This window comes from Roseivirga sp. AWQ4_251 (assembly GCF_056158225.1).
The window spans coordinates 517512-535017 of sequence record NZ_JBSWSW010000002.1 but is presented as its reverse complement, the minus strand read 5'-3'; the positions used below and the strand labels follow the sequence as shown (position 1 = coordinate 535017).

The 17506-nt window shown below is 40.9% G+C and carries 19 protein-coding genes; 4 read left to right on the top strand and 15 right to left on the bottom strand.

From position 1 onward, the window contains the following. The first annotated feature begins 273 nt into the window (after nt 1-273). The 4 genes from ACXACJ_RS16450 (at nt 274) to ACXACJ_RS16435 (ending at nt 4845) form a co-directional block, all read left to right on the top strand. Nucleotides 274-1275 (top strand): hypothetical protein, encoded by a 1002-nt coding sequence (locus tag ACXACJ_RS16450; protein ID WP_475135502.1) that lies wholly within the window; start codon nt 274-276, stop codon nt 1273-1275. A 7-nt stretch (nt 1276-1282) separates the two neighbouring features. Further along, nucleotides 1283-1930 carry a hypothetical protein gene (locus ACXACJ_RS16445; protein WP_475135501.1) on the top strand — a complete coding sequence of 216 codons (648 nt, stop codon included), beginning with the start codon at nt 1283-1285 and terminating at the stop codon, nt 1928-1930. Nucleotides 1931-2030: 100 nt separating this feature from the next. Then, a complete protein-coding gene (locus ACXACJ_RS16440) occupies nt 2031-3923 on the top strand; it encodes a tetratricopeptide repeat-containing sensor histidine kinase (RefSeq protein ID WP_475135500.1) in 1893 nt (630 codons plus the stop codon). A 268-nt stretch (nt 3924-4191) separates the two neighbouring features. After that, nucleotides 4192-4845 (top strand): response regulator, encoded by a 654-nt coding sequence (locus ACXACJ_RS16435; RefSeq protein ID WP_475135499.1) that lies wholly within the window; start codon nt 4192-4194, stop codon nt 4843-4845. 442 nt (nt 4846-5287) lie between these two features. On the opposite strand, the gene ACXACJ_RS16430 is transcribed toward ACXACJ_RS16435, so the two are convergent. The 15 genes from ACXACJ_RS16430 to ACXACJ_RS16360 form a co-directional block, all read right to left on the bottom strand. Continuing rightward, the gene (locus ACXACJ_RS16430; protein WP_475135498.1) at nt 5288-6091 is read right to left on the bottom strand and encodes an oxygenase MpaB family protein; all 804 of its coding nucleotides are present in this window, start codon (nt 6089-6091) and stop codon (nt 5288-5290) included. A gap of 44 nt (nt 6092-6135) precedes the next feature. Beyond that, complete coding sequence (locus tag ACXACJ_RS16425) at nt 6136-7773, bottom strand: serine hydrolase domain-containing protein (protein WP_475135497.1); 1638 nt, start codon at nt 7771-7773, stop codon at nt 6136-6138. 71 nt (nt 7774-7844) lie between these two features. After that, on the bottom strand, nt 7845-8180 hold the full coding sequence (locus ACXACJ_RS16420; protein ID WP_475135496.1) for a potassium transporter KefB: 336 nt from the start codon (nt 8178-8180) through the stop codon (nt 7845-7847). A 138-nt stretch (nt 8181-8318) separates the two neighbouring features. Next, on the bottom strand, nt 8319-9050 hold the full coding sequence (locus ACXACJ_RS16415) for a hypothetical protein (RefSeq protein WP_475135495.1): 732 nt from the start codon (nt 9048-9050) through the stop codon (nt 8319-8321). 90 nt (nt 9051-9140) lie between these two features. After that, the gene (locus ACXACJ_RS16410; protein ID WP_475135494.1) at nt 9141-10169 is read right to left on the bottom strand and encodes a serine hydrolase domain-containing protein; all 1029 of its coding nucleotides are present in this window, start codon (nt 10167-10169) and stop codon (nt 9141-9143) included. 81 nt (nt 10170-10250) lie between these two features. After that, nucleotides 10251-11297, bottom strand: a complete 1047-nt coding sequence (locus ACXACJ_RS16405) for a serine hydrolase domain-containing protein (protein ID WP_475135493.1) — start codon at nt 11295-11297, stop codon at nt 10251-10253. 194 nt (nt 11298-11491) lie between these two features. Beyond that, a complete protein-coding gene (locus ACXACJ_RS16400; RefSeq protein WP_475135492.1) occupies nt 11492-11761 on the bottom strand; it encodes a hypothetical protein in 270 nt (89 codons plus the stop codon). A 92-nt stretch (nt 11762-11853) separates the two neighbouring features. Further along, the gene (locus ACXACJ_RS16395; protein WP_475135491.1) at nt 11854-12378 is read right to left on the bottom strand and encodes a hypothetical protein; all 525 of its coding nucleotides are present in this window, start codon (nt 12376-12378) and stop codon (nt 11854-11856) included. A 63-nt stretch (nt 12379-12441) separates the two neighbouring features. Then, nucleotides 12442-12855: a VOC family protein gene (locus tag ACXACJ_RS16390; protein WP_475136790.1), complete on the bottom strand. Its 414-nt coding sequence runs from the start codon at nt 12853-12855 to the stop codon at nt 12442-12444. Nucleotides 12856-13107: 252 nt separating this feature from the next. Then, nucleotides 13108-14196 carry a serine hydrolase domain-containing protein gene (locus tag ACXACJ_RS16385; RefSeq protein ID WP_475135490.1) on the bottom strand — a complete coding sequence of 363 codons (1089 nt, stop codon included), beginning with the start codon at nt 14194-14196 and terminating at the stop codon, nt 13108-13110. Nucleotides 14197-14282: 86 nt separating this feature from the next. After that, nucleotides 14283-14732: an NAD(+)--rifampin ADP-ribosyltransferase gene (arr, locus tag ACXACJ_RS16380; RefSeq protein ID WP_475135489.1), complete on the bottom strand. Its 450-nt coding sequence runs from the start codon at nt 14730-14732 to the stop codon at nt 14283-14285. A gap of 22 nt (nt 14733-14754) precedes the next feature. Next, the gene (locus tag ACXACJ_RS16375) at nt 14755-15420 is read right to left on the bottom strand and encodes a hypothetical protein (RefSeq protein WP_475135488.1); all 666 of its coding nucleotides are present in this window, start codon (nt 15418-15420) and stop codon (nt 14755-14757) included. A gap of 10 nt (nt 15421-15430) precedes the next feature. Further along, on the bottom strand, nt 15431-16195 hold the full coding sequence (gene map / locus ACXACJ_RS16370) for a type I methionyl aminopeptidase (RefSeq protein WP_475135487.1): 765 nt from the start codon (nt 16193-16195) through the stop codon (nt 15431-15433). Between the two features lie 112 nt (nt 16196-16307). Continuing rightward, nucleotides 16308-16706 carry a VOC family protein gene (locus ACXACJ_RS16365; protein WP_475135486.1) on the bottom strand — a complete coding sequence of 133 codons (399 nt, stop codon included), beginning with the start codon at nt 16704-16706 and terminating at the stop codon, nt 16308-16310. 85 nt (nt 16707-16791) lie between these two features. Continuing rightward, nucleotides 16792-17490, bottom strand: a complete 699-nt coding sequence (locus tag ACXACJ_RS16360) for an SH3 domain-containing protein (RefSeq protein WP_475135485.1) — start codon at nt 17488-17490, stop codon at nt 16792-16794. Between the last annotated feature and the right edge of the window lie 16 nt (nt 17491-17506).

Here is a 17506-nt window from a genome sequence, read left to right as displayed (position 1 = left end):
GTTTTTTCCAATTCCCCTGGTCGACCCTTCGGCAAGCTCAGGGTGAAAAGGTGAGTGGCTAAGGCTCTTATACTGTTTTCCGATTACTGATATACTGATAACTAATACACTAATTCACCAGTTACCAATCTCCCAATTCCCTAATCAACTATTTTCCCTAATGACCATTGTCCAATGACAAATCAACCAGTCACTTTACGTCAATTGCCGTATTGAATGCCGTAGGGCAGGCAGCTAAGTTTGAATCATTGATTATAGACTAATAGAAAAATCATGAGACGACAAATAAGCTTAATAGCGGTGCTGCTTTTTACTTCGGTATTTGGTTTTGCACAAACGGTAGAAGACTTTAAGGTAAAGACCCTTGGTGCAGCCAATAATAATTATAGGAAAAGCCCCAAAAGAGTATTGATAGCCGATTTTCAAGTACAGTTTCAGACCGCCCTGAACTTAGAAGACGAGAAAAAGGGAGGCAAAATGTGGCGCAAGGGAATTAAAGGCGATGCTAAAGCTGAGCTTACCCTTGTACTCAATGGTCTAGATGCCGATAAACTTCAAGCAGTTACAGATCAGCTTTATGAGCAATATGTGGCCGACTTAAAAGCTCAAGGGTTTGAAATAGCCCCAATTGAAGAGCTTTGGAATCATGATGTTTATGCGAAAAATCGTGAAAAGCGGTGGGAACTAAAATCAGGTAATGGGCCAGAGCAAGGAAATGAGTATGGAATGATCTTAACACGTCCATCTTCTCAACAATTTGTTGTGGCCCAAAGACAGGTGAATAAAGAAAAGGGCTCTCCAATAACACAGTTAAGTGATTATGAAGCGAGCACTGAACGCAAGCTCGGACTAAAAAAGAACGACTTCATCTATAACAAGGTGGTTATTGTGGTTTCAGCTTTCGATAATGCTTTAAGTGAGACAGCAAGAGCCTTAAATAGACATACTGGATATGCTCAAGTAAAAGCAGAAACCAATTTCAAGATTGGTGAAAAGAGCTTTAACAGGTTCAACCTAGGCACTATGGTAGTGAACAAGGGCATAGAAGTGGCCGATGTTTTGGAAAAGCAAAAGTTCGATGCTTCACAAGCTGCAGACAGAGATAGAAACGGTACCGAAATCGGAATTCTAAGAGTTTGGGAGGTTGAAAATAGAGCAGATATCAATGCAGCTATTGTAAAGTGTGATCCAGAATTATATGCTAAAGGAACACTATTAGGAGCCGAGGCCTTTCTGAAAGCGACCATGCAGGCCATGGTAGATAAATCGAACTAGTTCCGTCATGAAAATTCTTCAACCAAAATATCTAGTTGTTTCTATTGTGCTGCTGTTCCTTGCTTGCGAAAGCAAAGGGCAGCAGGCTTTAGAAGCTTGTGGCGAAATAAAAACACTTGTCATAGACTCTGAATATGCGCAGAAGGCAGGGCTGCCAGAAATTAACTTCGAATTGGAATATCCTGCTGAAATGGAGTTTACTCCGGCCGTAGAAGGGCAAAAGAATTATAACTACGCCACTTTTGTTTCACATGATGAAGCTGGTAACCGAAAGGAAATGATCTCCATTGGTTACTATACTATGGATGGTAGTGATGAAGAGACAATGGATGCGCTGAATGAAAATTTGCTTGGTCAATTTCGTCAAATGTATGTCGATAACTTTGAGCTGAGCAGTGAGTTTCTGGGTAAAAAGGAGTTCGATGGCAAGGAGTATTCGATGTTTCAGACCATAGGGAAAATAGATAGACCCGAAGCTGAATTTGTTGGTTCCTATCATGTTCAGGCTATGCTTATTCGTCCCAAGCCAGAATCTGAAGCAGGTGTGGTTTTTATTTTCCAGTCGAATGAAAATTCTACCATCAGCTCTTTCGAAGATATTGGCAAAAAGGGCTGTTCCTCAATTATTTGGAATAGTTTGAAATTCAAAGATTAGTCAAATTCAATTTGTTGCCTATTTTTAGATAATGTCTTCAACCCAACGCCTCCGTTTTTTAATCGCGGTCATTTTTCTGCTATGCTCTGGTTTCCGCTCAATGGCGCAGAATATTACGCAGTCAGATATCGATGCGCTCAAAGATTCTCTGGCTTTAAAAAGAGGTAAAGAGCGAATTGAGTTTTTAGGAGATATAGGTTTTAAGTACCGAACTATTAATACTGATAGTGCCTGGCATTACGTTCGCCAAGCATACAAGGAAGCAGAGGCCTATGGTGACAAAGATCTTCAGGGTAGAATTTCAATGAATCTTGCTATTCTGAAAACCGAAGCTGGAGACTACGAAGATGCCATCAAATCCTATAAGCTATCTATGAATTTGGTAGACTCTACCAATGGTTCACAAACGCTGAGCTTTGTATATCACAACATGGCCAATGCTTATGAGCGAACTGGAGAGATTGATTCAGCTATCTATTATTCACTCCGAGCACTCAGGAGATATGAAATTGCCAATGACTCTCAGAGAATCGCTTCGGTGAAGCTGAATATTGCCAGCCAATACAGAAGTATTAAGGAGTATGAGCTGTCGGAAAAGGTGAATATGGAGTTGCTGGAAATGTACCGTGCTTTGAACAATGTGTTCTTCCAGGCGGCCATAGAAAACAATTTGGCCCTGCTAAATAACGATCAGGAGCGATTTGAAAAGGCGCTAACACATGCTCAAGAGTCACTAAGGCTTTGGCAATCGATCAACCAAAGGTTGGTGGTGGCATACAGCTACACCAATTTAGGAATTGCGCAAAAGGGACTAGGTCAGTTAAATGAGGCTGAAACATCACTCAAGAATGCTCTGGCACTTCAACAAGAAAGGGGAGATAAGTATGAGGTGATCTTTCTCAAAATGCACTTGGCGGATGTACTGAACCGAAGAGGGAATTATGCTGAAGCCGCCAACTTGGGAATGGAAGCTTATCAGGGAGCTGTAGACGATGATCTGCTTACTTTTCAGCAGAAAACAGCTTTGACACTGTCCAAGATTTACGAAAATCAACGCAACTATAAGGACGCGCTAACTTATATGCAAAAGAGTACTGCCGCTCAGGATAGTCTGTTTTTAACTGAAAAAGCTAAGGAGGTACTGAAGTTGAAAGAGCAATATGAAACGGAGCAGAAAGAGAACGAAATCTTACGTCAACGAAATGAGCTGATCGAAAGTGAGCTGACCTTGAAAAGAAGAAATAATCTGCTGATAGCCGGTGGAGGTTTGGTGATTGTGCTGTTGGTTGTCGGAATCTCCCTGATTAGAGTTCAGCGATTGAAAGCCGAAAGAATCAAGAATGAAGCAGCTTTGGAACGAGCGCTGGCTGAAGCCAAAGCACAGGAAAACCTGAAAGAGCAACGCATCAGAATTGCCAGAGATCTGCACGATAATATCGGTTCACAACTGACTTACATCACTTCGATTACAGATACTACCAGAAAAGGAATTAACAAAGGGGAAGTGTTCTTGGCTGAAAAGCTTATGCAGATGAAGCAGTTCACTTTGGTCACTATCTCAGAACTCCGTGACACCATCTGGGCGATGAACAAGGATGAAATCAGCCTGGAAGATATTCAGGAGAGAACGCAACAACTCGCAGCTACCATTCACGATGCAACTGATGATAGCATCAGGGTTCGCACCAAAAGTGAGCCAAGCGATAAAGTGCTGAATGCTTTTGTAGGAATGAATCTCTTCAGAATCATTCAGGAGTGTATCAATAATGCAGTGAAACACTCTGAAACGAAAGAGGTGATGGTGTCCTTCAAAGATATTGATGATAAGATAGAAATTGTGGTGCAAGACTTCGGCAAGGGCTTCGATACCAATCTTCAAGGTTCCGGAAACGGACTTTATATTATGAAGAATAGGGCTGAAAAGGCCGGAATAAACTTTAAGCTGACCAGTGCAGTAGGTGAAGGCACAAAGGTGGAGTTGAGGGTAGGTTAGTTTGAAGTTCAAGGTTCAAGGTTCAATGTTGGTTTGCAGAGAACTTGCATCCTCTGTTGCTGCATAGGGTTTGGTTGTCCCTCGCCCCGACACTTCTGGGTCTCGGGAAGGGTTGAGGTAGAATAGAGAGAGATTCAGAGGACGTTAAAAGTGTATCAGTACCGTCATCCTGAACTTGTTTCAGGATCAAGGAAAGAGAAAGTAAAGACTTAAAAACTCTAATCCCGAAGCATCGGGACAGGGTGACTAAAAGACATAAGAGCGAGAAATGAAAACAAGGTTGGCGATAGTAGATGACAATACATTCTTAGCGAGGGCTATCAATGAGAAATTGTCTGGTTTTGAGGATTTGGACATCAAATACACCGTCCATAATGGCAGTGAGTTTCTAGCCAAACTGGAGAAGAACCATAACCTCGATATCGTCCTGATGGACATTGAAATGCCTGTGCTTGATGGTATCGAAACCGTCAACATCGTCAAGCAAAAATACCCGCATATCAAAGTGTTGATGCTCACCGTTTTCGATAATGACGAAAACATCTTCAACGCTATTCGTGCCGGAGCTGACGGCTATTTATTAAAGGAGATAGAAGGAGAGAAGCTCTACAAAGCAATTCAGGAAACCATAGAAGGGGGAGCAGCCATGAGCCCGTCCATCGCAGTGAAAACATTGAAATTGCTTCGCTTCCCTGAGAAACAAGAGTTTTTCAAAATCGAAGAAGACATTACGGAATTAAGTACCCGAGAGCAAGAAGTTTTGGAACAATTAGCGGAAGGGCTGAGCTACACCATCATTGCCAATAACCTGTTTCTGTCACCAAGCACTGTCCGCAAACACATAGAAAACATCTACAAAAAACTACAGGTACATAACAAACTGGAAGCCGTTCAAAAGGCCAGAAGACAGAGTTTGATTTGATGGCTTTTCTCCATCGGAGTATCTCAAATCCCCATCAGAGTTTCTGACGTCCCTATCAGAGTCTCTCGCAGAGGACTCTGATGATTGAACAAGGCCTTCCTCAGAGTCCCTTTCAGGAGACTCTGAGGGGGATAGGGTTCACTACAAAAGTTGCGGCCACCGTCATTGCGAGAAATGAAACCTGTAAACTTGAGTCTTGAAACTTAGGGATGAAGCAGGGACAGATTTCGTGCCGAAGCAATCCCCTTGAAAAACAGATGGCATTGGTCAGTGAGATTACTTCATCACAAGTTTGACTTAGGTCAAACTTTTTCCTCGCAATGACGGCAAGAACAGACTGTTTTCGGTCTCTTTTAAGCATCAATTAGTTTATACCTAATTACTAATGAACCAATGACAAATGACAAATGACTAATTTACTAATGACCAATTCCCCAATCATCTAATTTCCTAACTTTTCATCCAGCCCCTTGATCTCTTCCTTATACTTCGAAGGCAGAATCAAATCCTTAAAGAAATTATCCAGGTGCATTGTTTTAGTCAGTTTATAGCCTGAGATGAGTGTGGGGTAGATAGATACCTTTTTGAAGCCTATTAGTTCATGCACTCTTTTCGGGACGATCATGCCCTGCAACCCCAATAGCATGTCGTACCGGATTTTCCCAAGCTGCTTCCTGTACTGTTCGAATAAATCTCTGGTATAACCACTGTATTTCAGATTTGCCATCAGATGCTCTTCTCTGGCAATTTCCCAGTGAGCAAAGTTTTGGGGTAAGTCAGGAATCTGCATGCCATTTCCAAGTTTGTTGAATACGCTTAGGACTTCCTCTTTTTCGACTTGAGTTAGCGGACGTTCCAACACCTCAAAGGCACGGATAGAATAATCGATGAGCATAAAAAGCACATCGCGATAGGCCCATTCAGGAATTCTGTAACCTCTTCGTTTTTCCAGGCTCTGATGAATAGAATTGATGTCTTGAATAGCCTTGTAAGCATCATTTTCCTTCGAAAAAACAATGCGTTTGGCATAATTGACAGTGGAAAACAAACGGCCAATAGGATCGGCCGGAAGCTTGCCGGTAAAGAAAAGCCAGTCCACCGATTTGCTAAGGGCAAATTCCGCTGCTCCACCGGCAAAAATCATAAGAATGGTGTCGCTATGTCCCCAGATTTGGCGAACGATAGAGCCTTCCTGTACGAAGTATTTATCTACTTTTTCTTCCATTTCAGAGACTGCAACATCCATTCTTTCAAATTTACATCATCCAAATTAACCGTACCTCTGACTTATTATATTCCAGTGAATTTCACTTTGCTTAATACCGGATTGCTGTATTCCATGGCAATCACTTTTCCCAACTCATTCCTTAAAAAGCGAACAGTCATTCTTCGGAATTGGAAAATGTCTTTGTGTACCTGCTGAAAAGGAATTCTCTGCATTGGTGCATGCTCCAGATTCATGATGATTCCAGAATCAGTAGCGCTTACTTTGAAGGTCGATTTGATGTCCTCGCTTCGATAACGACCCTCCAGGAGCTTCAGATCATCGGCCGATATTGGATCAGTCTTGGTCCGGACATAAGTAGTTCTTGTCCCCTCCATGGAGTTCAGGACGAATTGGTCATTGGAGTTAAAGTGCAGGCTGAATTCATCTGAAGACATGTATTCAATATCCCCTTGAGGGTTACTAAAATGGGTGGCATCGATGGTGGTCAGCAGTGAGCCACCGGCAATAGCCAGGCGACCATTGCCTGACACAAGCTGAATTAGGTCACCATTGGCTTCGTTCACAAAGAGCCCCATTTTACTATCTAATTGCTCTTTGCTAAGTTCTGCGGAAGGCGTAATGAGATGTTCGGGTTGAGAGATTTCTTCTTTTGGTATAAAAAGTCTGAAAATTCGACCGGCATAGGTTGCTCTTGCATCGGCAGCCTCACCTGCATTACACATAATGGCAATGGAAAGACCATGTTTTGGTAGTCGGCCCATCACCGATTTGTATCCGTTGGCGCTGCCTCCATGCCAAACCAGTTTGCCGACTTCAACCTCCTCTACAAAAAGACCTCTGGCGTATGATAAAACTCTTCCGTTGTTAAGTCTAGCGGGTTCCTGAATCTTCTGAGTAACGAATTTACCGAGATTTCCTTCAGTTAATGCCTGGTTCCAGATCAGCAGGTCGCTGGCGGTACTCATGAGGGCGCCTCCGCCACCACGGTCATTATCTTCCAAGATGGCCAGTTGCCAATCATCTCCACGCTTTTCATAGGCTAGAGCACGATTTTGGATATCTTCAGGGTGTTCAGTGTAGCTGGTTTGTTTCATTCCCAACTTATCGAATAGCCTTTCCTGAACGAATTCGCCAAAGGTTTTACCGCTTACGCGGGATACAATTTCCTTCAACAGTACGAAACCACTATTGGAGTATGACCATTGTTCACCCGGAGGAAAATTGAGAGCAGATTGACGCAAAACCATGGTCAGTGCGTCATCATCCTGACTGGAGAACATTCTAATCCCTGTCCAATCTCTGACACCGGAAGTATGAGTCATGAGGTGATCGATGGTGATTTTGTGTCCATAATCCGGCAATTCTGGAATATATTGGTGAATGTCGGCAGTCAAAGAGAGCTTCCCATCATCTACCAAAAGAAGAGTGGCAGCCGCAACGAATTGCTTCACCATGGAGCCGGCATCCAGCACCGAATTGATAGTTAAAGGGCTTTGGGTCTCCATGTTGGCCATGCCATAAGCTTTGTTAAATATGACTTCGCCATTTTGAGAAAGAGCACAGGTGCAACCTGGAGAATCGGCTTTAATCCACTGGAATACCTGATCTATTTGCTCAGTGTAGTTCTGTGCCTTGCTCGGTGCAGGACTAAGACTAATGATGATAATGATGATGAGTTTTTGAATTAGACTTGACTTCATTGTTGTTGATTTGATTTTTGACATTTGGGCTTAAATCCACTTTGAATTTCAAAGTGAGTATCTAAATTTTTTTAGTTCCAGTAAGTACCATTGAAACCGAGAACCATTCCCAGCCAAAGACTTACTACAAAACCGATTAGACCTATGATAATGGCCAGAGGCTTTTTCCATCCATTAAAGAAGAACAGCTGTTCAATGTAATAGAAGAATATTCCGCCCATGGCTGTGGCGATTGGTGTAAGGGTTAAGGGCTTGATAAACCAGAATTTCGACCAGGCAGGGTTTGCACTGTCTGCTGAGAAAATGAAAAGGGAGGTGAGCACCAGACCTACGGCTGCACCAATAAGCGCACGTTTCTCCATAGTGTCTAAGGAAGGAGGTGCTACTGAAGTATTTTCGTTTGTCATTTTGAATTACTTAAAAGTACTTTGAATTACAAAGTAAATAATAAAATCAGATTCAATGCAAGAGGAGAGGTCCAATAAGTTTTGAATACTTATAGTCGCGATCGGGGTATTACGACTAGTGGAGAATAAGTTGTTGTTTCACTTTCTATCAAAGTCTTGCCACCCCATGTTGTAATATTTGGGTTTAACAGAAAACTCAGCAGCACCCCAATCCAGATCGCCTGAAAATGGTATTCTGTACTCACCCCAATTACACACCTTGGACTCTGATTTACCATATTCTGTCCAAGTTCCAACGTACTGGTTATTCTTGAAGCGATCGGAGTAGTGTTTGCCGAGGTCAGAGTAGTGCAGATTTCCATCTTTATCTACATACCACCAAAGGGTAATGATTCCTTGAAATGTTCCTACATGTTTTTGTTTTGGATTTTCAGCGAATAGGTATTTACCAATAGCAATTCCCTGAGCCTTGAATCCTGCGTCTGCATACATGCTATCCACACCATAATCCATATTTATGAATTCTCGGAATTGCTCAATAATGATAGTACCCTCAAAATCACAGGTATTGTTGGATACAGTAGTGTTTCCCTCGATGAAATAAAGATTAGAAGTTCTATCACTTTTGTTAATGGATTTGATGTCTACTTTAATCCTCCGATAATCAGAACCGATGTATCCCAAAATTTCTGACTTTGGTGCTAAGGCCTGTTCTAAATTGAAATGTGAGTATTCTGATAGCTTATTTTCTGGCTTCAGTTCTTCAAACATAGGAAACTCCGGATTTTCGAGCATATTCATCCATTCTTTAGTTTGCTGGGCAAAAAGATTGGAGGAGATGAATAATAAGATCGTCAGGTAAACTCTCATGGTGTTTTGTTCAGTGTTTATATCAATATCCTTCTCTCATCTACCAATTTAGATTGAATTAACCGCTTCAGGTTTTTCCCTTTGGTTGAATTAACCCTTTCTAAGTATTTTGACAATTCGATTATAAACCACTTCGGATAAGGCCCAGGTGTCACCTTCAAAGTCGGTTGTGTTTGTAAATTGAATCACTACGGCATCAATATCTTTGTGGTATTTGGCAATGCTTTGGTAGCCTGCTGCCAAGCCTGTATGTTCATAAACATAGATGGAAGAATAAATTTCTTGCTCATCTTCTTTGAAAATAGAGCCGTCATTTAGTGCTCGTAAAAAAGTGCCTACATCTTCGGCAGTCGCCACCATAGAGCCGTAATCGGTTGTTTTAATATCTTCTTCCACACCCACATAATAGCCGCTCATAAGGTCGTCCATATTAATTTCATGAATTGAAGCGAAGGTGTTTTTTAGCCCAAGCGGTTCTAGAATAGCCTCTTTGATATACCCGAACTTACTTCCCGCTACTTTTTCAATCAGCATTGAAAGTAGAAGGTAATTGGTGTTGGAGTATTGGTAACCTGTGTCGGGAGCGAAGTTGGCAGGTAAATCCAGAACGCGTTCAAGTGCTTCTTGATTGGTTTTGGGAGGGTCAATCCAGAAATTGGGTGTGTCCGTTAAGTTGGGGATTCCACTGCGATGTTGCACCATCATCCGCAAAGTGATTTTATCCGCATTTTCAATTCTTCCCACCAGCTCAGGGAAATATTCGGCTAAGGTTTTATCGAGAGATAAGCGCTTTTCTCCCACCAATTTGGTAATAGCAAGAGCATCGTAAAGCTTGCCTATGCTCGCGATTTTGAAAAGCGAATGTGGATCGGCAGGGATTTTATTTTCCCGGTTTTTCCAACCTGCAGCATAAAAACCCGGCTCTTTTCCTGCTTGGTCTACATATACAATTATGCCTTCAAAGCCAAGGTCTGTAGCATCGGTAACTTGTTCTTGAACAGTGTCGGGAAGCGGAGTGAGCCAAATCATCAAAAATGTCCATGGCACAAAATACAATGAAGCGATAGTGCCTACCGCCAACACTATTTTGAGGATCAATTTCGATTTCTTCTTCGCCATTGGGTGATTTGATTTTAGGACGATTGCTTTTCGTGAATGTTGCTAGAAAATTCAGAGGCTTTGTACCGAAAATTCCCTTAACTATTTGCCCTTCTTCTTCAACTTCTTTTTAAGGATTTTGACAATTCGCTTGTAATTAATCTCTGCCAAATTCCAATTATATCCTTCAAAATAAGTTGGTGTGGTAAATTCAATGACTACTGCATCGATGTCTTGATGATATTTAGCAATGGTTTGATAGCCAGGGATTAAGCCTGTATGCTCATAGGTGTAAATCGAAGAATATATTTCTTGCTCACGGCCATTTAAAAGCGAACCGTCATTCAATGCTCTTAAGAAGGTGCCAACATCCTGGGCTGTGGCCAACATCCCTTGTTTTTCACCTTTCAAGTCTAGCGGATAGCCAACATGATAACCGCTCATTACACTGTCCATATTGACTTCTGCAACGGAGGCATACGTGTGTTTTAAGTTCAAAGGATCAAAAATTTCCTTTTGAAAATATTCATATCGGTTGTATCCAAGAGTTTTATCCATCAGTTCAGCAATTAGCGCATAATTGGTGTTGCTGTATTCATAATCTTCATCGGGTTCAAAGCTTGCGGGCTTATCCAACATAAGCTCAATACGCTCTTTATTGGTTGTTTTTGGTGCTGCCCAGTAGTTGTGAAGGTTGGTGAAGTTTGGGATTCCGCTGCGATGTTGAACCATCATTCGCAATGTGATTTTGTCGGCATTTTCAATTCTATCCTTGTATTCAGGGAAGTAGTCCGCGACCGTTTTATCCAGAGATAAACGGCCTTCATTCACCAATTTGGTGATGGCAACCGCGTGGTAAAGTTTACTAACGCTAGCCAGTTTGAAAAGAGCTTCTGGGTAAGCCGGTATCTCTTTTTTGGGATCGTGCCAGCCAGCAGCATAAAAAGCAGGAGGTTCTCCCTTTACATCTACATAGACGATTATGCCTTCAAAGCCTAAGTCGATAGCCTGATCGACTTGTCCTTGAATGGTATCGGGAAGCGGAAGTAAAAATGCTTTTAGAAGAATCCAAGGCACTAAAAATAAGGATGCAATGGTGCCAACAGCCAGCACTATTCTGATGATTAACGTAGATTTTTTCTTCGTCATAAGATGGTTCGGTTTTAGGACGATTTTAAACGAAATGTGATTTAACTATGGGAAACCAAAATGACCAGGTTGTCCTTTTCTAAAAATAGATTCTTGAAAAATCAGATCGAATATAGGGTTTTTGAAGAGATATATCTGATTTTGATAGGTAGGTTTGATTAAAGAGGGTTTGTATTCAGGCTGATATGAAGAAATTACTTTTGCCATTTTGGTATTTCACCTGCATTTTCTCTTTCAATGCAATTTTGTTTGTGTGCTTCGAAATTCCCAAAGCAGAGGGCGTCCAGCATGTCCTCTCGGGTCATAGATGGTTTAAGAAGCTTTTTCCGAATTACATCAGCGTTGTGGTCAACAAATTGTTCGAACCTCTGATATGCCCAAATATATTCCGTGTCTCTATCGATGTTCTTAAATTCATTGGGCATTTCTAGCTTAGGTGTTCCTCCTCTTACCTCAATTCCCATAAACTTTTTGGGTATTTGTCTCTGGTCAAAAATGAAAGGTGTGTAGATTCCAGTGAGATATTTTCAATCTGTTGCTTTACTAGATAGGTTTCCTAATTTTCTGCAAATAGTTTTTTCAGAAAATCTATCTTTTTTTCTTCTGCCCAATTATTGCCGAAAACCGCAAAATTATAAGCCAACTTGTTCTTGGTGCCATAAAGCAAAGTAGTGTTGGTGTTTTGACCACTGACTGCCCAGATTATGAAGTTGTCTTCAGCATGTTTTTCGGTTATTTTAAACCCCTGTTCTTCGTAATAAACTCTTTCCCATTCGTAAAACTTTCTAGTAAAGTCTCTGTCAGTAAGTGATTTATCGTAAAAGGGATACATGTCCAATGGGTTTAAAGTAACCGCAATAGAAGTAGAATCAACATCCTCAAAGAAATACTGCTTACTTATTTCGTAGTAATGAGTTCTTTTCCATTGGCCAGGAATGTCAATATTGCCATAAGGGAATAGCGTGAGCGTTGTAATATTGTTTGAGGCATCATAACTGTCGGCTACAATCGAAGAAGTTTTTGATGCCGTACAACCGAGCATAAACCCAATGAACAGAAGGAAGCATATTCGGTTTTTCATTTTAGAAGGAGATTCCTAGCATTTGCATGAAACTATCATTTAGCAAACGCAGGTTATACCAAATTATTCGTTTATGGGCTCCCATAGTTCAAGCTTATTGCCTTCCATATCCATAATATGAACGAACTTCCCGAAGTCATAACTAACAATGCTATCGAGAACCGTAACCCCATTTTCTTTCAATTTAGCGACTAGTGCTTCGATGTTTTGAACTCTGTAGTTGATCATAAACTCCTTTTTAGATGGAGAAAAATAGTCACTCTCCCTTTTAAAAGGTGTCCATTGAAGAGAGTTTACTTCCTCAGGATTATTGATGTTTCTGGATTCAAAACTAGAACTGCCCCAATCGTTAATTTCGAGCCCAAGGTTCTTTGCATACCAATCTCTGGTAGCTTGAGGGTCGTCAGAAGAAAAGAAAACCCCTCCAATTCCTGTTACTTTGGGTGTGTTGTCTTGCTCATTTTTTTGTGCTTCCATGTCTTGCGTGTTTTTGTTAATGGGGTTGCAACCCAGCAATATTGCCGAAATTGAAATTAAGAATATTGATTTGTTCATCTTACTTTACTTTAAGGTTGCTGGCTTCATGCTTGGTACAATGTGTAAGCACTTTTCCTAGTTTACTAAAGTAGCAAAACGATACTGAAAAATGGATCAGCCCTTTGCTGGTAAGAAATATAAGAAGCAAACCCTGATTTATTCTTGAAACAGGCCTGAGAATTTAATGTCTGTTTAGTCCAATGAGGAAAGGATTTTACTCATGATATTATAAGATCTTCGGTGACCATAACCTTGACCATACGCGCTGGAAGTTAAAGCAATAACCATTTGTTTTTCAGGAATGACTATTAGGTGATTGCCCCCATTTCCAGACGCAAATAGATAGCTTATCTTATTCTTTCCGAAGGTACGGTGCGATTTATACCAAAGCATGCCATAGGCGTCTGAATAGGGATTGTCGGCTGTAAGGTCAAAGACTTCATGAGACAATAGATTGATATAGTCCGGATTAATGATTGGCGTGTTTTGCCACTTTCCTTGATTGAGCACTAGAACACCTAGTTTGGCAAAATCAAGCGTAGAGAGATAAAGATTGCCTGCCGCACCTGTTTGGTCGGTAGCATTGGTAAACCAATAGAATTGCATTATTCCTAAAGGATCGAACAGTTTTGTCTTGGCGTAATCCCTAAGACTTATACCAGACCTTTCTTCAATTATAGCAGAAATCAGCAGCGGGTTTATATCCGCATAAACCCATTTTTCGCCTGGTTTACGAACCAGCGGAACACTCAATATATAGTCCTTCCAATCATCTTTTGCAATCCACTTTACCGCATGACCAACCGTTTTAGAATTGTCAGTATCAGCATCTAATCCTGAAGCCATATTCAGCAAATGTTTGATTTTGATCTGCTTATAATCTTCATTAAGCGAAGGGTATTTGTTTTTCGAAAAGAAGGAATAAACATCTTGATCTAAATCTTTCACAAGGCCATCCTTTATAGCGATACCCAAAAGCATGGAGGTTACGCTTTTACCTGCCGATCGGATATCATGAAGAGAACTTCTCCAAAACGTGTTGAAATATTCTTCAATAACTATGTGATTGTTTTTTATAACAACTAGCCCACGGAAATCATTAGGTGGAGTTTCATTAATGGTTTTTAGGAGGCTTTCAATTGAATCTTTATTTATCCCTGAATCCTTCAAAGTAGCGAAAGGAAGTTCAGGGATGGGTTGTCTCAATTGATCTGGTTGTGCATATGCTTTATGGAAAAATAGGAGTGAAAGAAGAAGAAGAAAAGTGATTGAGGTTTTCATGTTTTGCAGTTTTTTCAAGCTTTTCTAGAGACTGCAAAATAAAAGAGGGGTTGCATAAAGCATATGAAGTTGCATTAAGCCATCTCCTACTCATCGTTTAAAGAGTTTATTCCTTGTTCATTGAGCTTTTGCAGAGCATCTTTCATGGCTTTTACTTGTGCTTGAGGATGGCTTTGCCACATAGTTACTTCTCCAACAACTTTGAAAGGTTCTGTAGAACGATACGACATGGTCGGATTTCCAGGGAATTTTCTGTCGGTTAAGTCGGGATCGTTTTCAATTACTCCCATCGGTTCTACCAAATAAATTCTTTCGCGAGCTTCGCCAAAAGCCAGTTCGGCTCCCCAAATGGCAGCGTCTAAGGTGGCACTCAGAAAAATATATTTGGCGCTTTTTCTTTGTCCGTAATTAGAATTATAGCCTGGCTGAATTAAGTCTCCAATCCTTAAATCGGCTTTTGTACCATGAAAATAAGTTTGAGCGAAAGGTGTGGCGCCAGTGTTCTGTTGCAGCGTTTTTTCTGTTGTGTTTTCCATGGTGACCTTATGTTTTTAAATATTACCTCAAAATCCTTCTTTCATCCACCAATTTGCAGTGGAGGGGAATGGATTTCACTTTTTCAATTTGGCTCATTTCCTTGAAAGTGATTGACTTAGCTTCGCCTAGGAATTCAAAAATATAATCGTATTCGTAAAAGGTTCTTTGTTTGCGGCTGCTCAGCGTAAAATCCGCCTTTCCATTGACTTTATACCTTATGGGTTTGCCCGCGTACAACTCTGCAATTTTATGATCTTCTCTTTCGGGGAGGCCAATGTAAAAATGATTGGCAGTGTAGTTTAAGTGGATATCAAAGCCTCCTGATTCGTTTTTTTCAAATTTGAAAATCTCGAAAGAACGAGGTTTAGACGGTCGGCTAAAACTTGCCAATTGTGGGTTCGAAGCCAAAATGTGGCTGTAATAGTGCTCAGGCAGATTTTGATGGTTACAATCCTTTTTAATCGTAAAGGTATCAAAGCCGTGAATATCTTGAATAATGACTAAATCATCGGTTTTTAGATTGGGTTCGGGACTGGAATCCACAGGCAGTAAAAGTATTTTCCCGTCCAAATATCCCGTTTTCGATACAGAGGTATCTTCCCAGACTTCATGTTGCCGTTCCTCTGGAGAATAATCGGGCTTCTCGATTCGCCTTAGCGATTTCCAAATCTGAATAACATCTGTCATGTTGGTGAGCCTAGTCCCAAATACCGTTGGCTTGGGTTAAAATGACAGGTTCGTTATCTGTGATTAAAATAGTGTGTTCGTGTTGGGTTACAAAGCCACCGCGATTCCCCACCAATGTCCAGCCATCGTTTTGTTCAACAGCCAAAGTGGAATGGGTAGAAATAAAAGTTTCAACGGCTACCGTGGTGTTCTTTTTAAAACGTTCTCTGTTCGTTTTCACCCTGTAATTTAGAATGTCGTCAGGGGCTTCGTGAAGGCTACGACCTACACCATGCCCAGCCAAATTTTTAATCACCTTAAAGCCCGACTTTTTAGCTTCGGTTTCAATCAGGTAGCCAATATCCGAGATTCTAACCCCGCCTTTGATGCTGTAAATGGCTTTGCGAAGAATCTCTTTTGACGCATCCACCAAAGGTTGGTGGCGATGCAAGTCGTTTCCTAGAACAAAAGAACCACCATTGTCTGACCAAAAGCCATTTAATTCAGCCGATACATCGATGTTGATTAAGTCGCCTTCTTTCAAAATTTTCTTGTGAGTAGGAATACCATGAGCCGCTTCCTGATTCACACTGATGCAAGAATAACCAGGGAAACCGTAAGTTTCGAAAGGAGCGGATTTTGCCCCATAACTTTTTAGGATTTCACCGCCATATTCATCCAATTCTTTGGTTGACATGCCCACTTGTGCATATTCTCTCATCAGCTTGAGTGTGGTGGCCACTACTTCGCTGATCTTTTTCATTCCTTCAAGTTCCGATTCTTTGCTTATGGACATGTGTATGGGGTTTTATAATCCAAAACAAAGTAACAAAACTCGCTTGTTAGGGCAAGGCGTTGAAGGGATTGAAATCTATGATTAGGGAGTGAAATGTTCGTTGAATGAAAAGTTATTGAACATCGATCTTTTTCTGGATCTGCCATAAATGCCCAAAAGGATCTTTGAACATGCCTTGTCTGTAACCGTAATCATGGTCTGTTGGCGGATTGATTTCTGTAGCGCCAGCCTCAATGGCTCTTTTCATTACCTCATCTACATCAGGAACAAATAGGCCGATAACCGCGGTGACTCCCTTAGCGCTGGTAGGTTCAAGCGCATTGCTCATGGTTTCGTGAACATGGAAAATAGCGCCATCAATATCCAATTCCGCTACGTGTATGCTCTCATCGTCATTGCGAAAACAGAAATGTAGGTTTGCTCCCCATTTCAAATAGAAATCGATATTGAAAGTACCATTTGGAATATGAAGCTCGGGGGCAAAATGAGTGTTTGTTTGTGGATCGCTCATACTATCAGAAGGTATTTAGATCAATATAGTAAGTTGGCAGAAAATTTGAATATCATTTGATTCTCATCGTGGAAATTACATGCTGTTAACAGCCTTTAGAGTAGTTCCATACATTGGGGTTTCCATTGTCATCAACGAGTTTAACCCAGCCCGTTAATGTCTGAATTAGGATACTTTCTCCGTTTACACAAGGATGCTCTTTATATTGCTTTACTGTAACCTTGCACCAAGGCCCATTGGTTTCTTCAGTTGGTGTGATTTCCCATAGATCACCCTTGAGTACCGCAAGTATTTTTGAATTTGTTGAGGGATCTATCCTTAAATTCAGACCCGATTCCGAAGCATACCACCCCATAACATCTTTCTTATGAATTAAGAACTTCATCCATGTCATGGGCATCAAGCCTTTGGACTGCAATTCTTCTTTTTTTAGCCAGTATCCATTGTTGGTTTTTACAAATCCATCTCGTCTATCGACATATACAATGGCCATTACTTCATAACCCACCATATATAAATCAGTGGATTCAAATTCCTTTAAGTCTTTACCTTCTTTAATAAAAGCCTTGTAGAATTCATTATTTTGGTCTGTATCGTCAGCTACAATTTCTGCAATTTGCTTTCCATTGGGGTGATCATAAGCCATTAGTCCTGAAGGCGGGATGAAAATGCAACAAGCTTTGAATTCTTCGTCAGATATGGGCATAATCAGGCCGCTATTCATTTCTTGACTGAACATTGAACGAGAAAGAATAAAGAGAATGTACAGACAAGAATATCTCACTTGATCGAATTTTAAG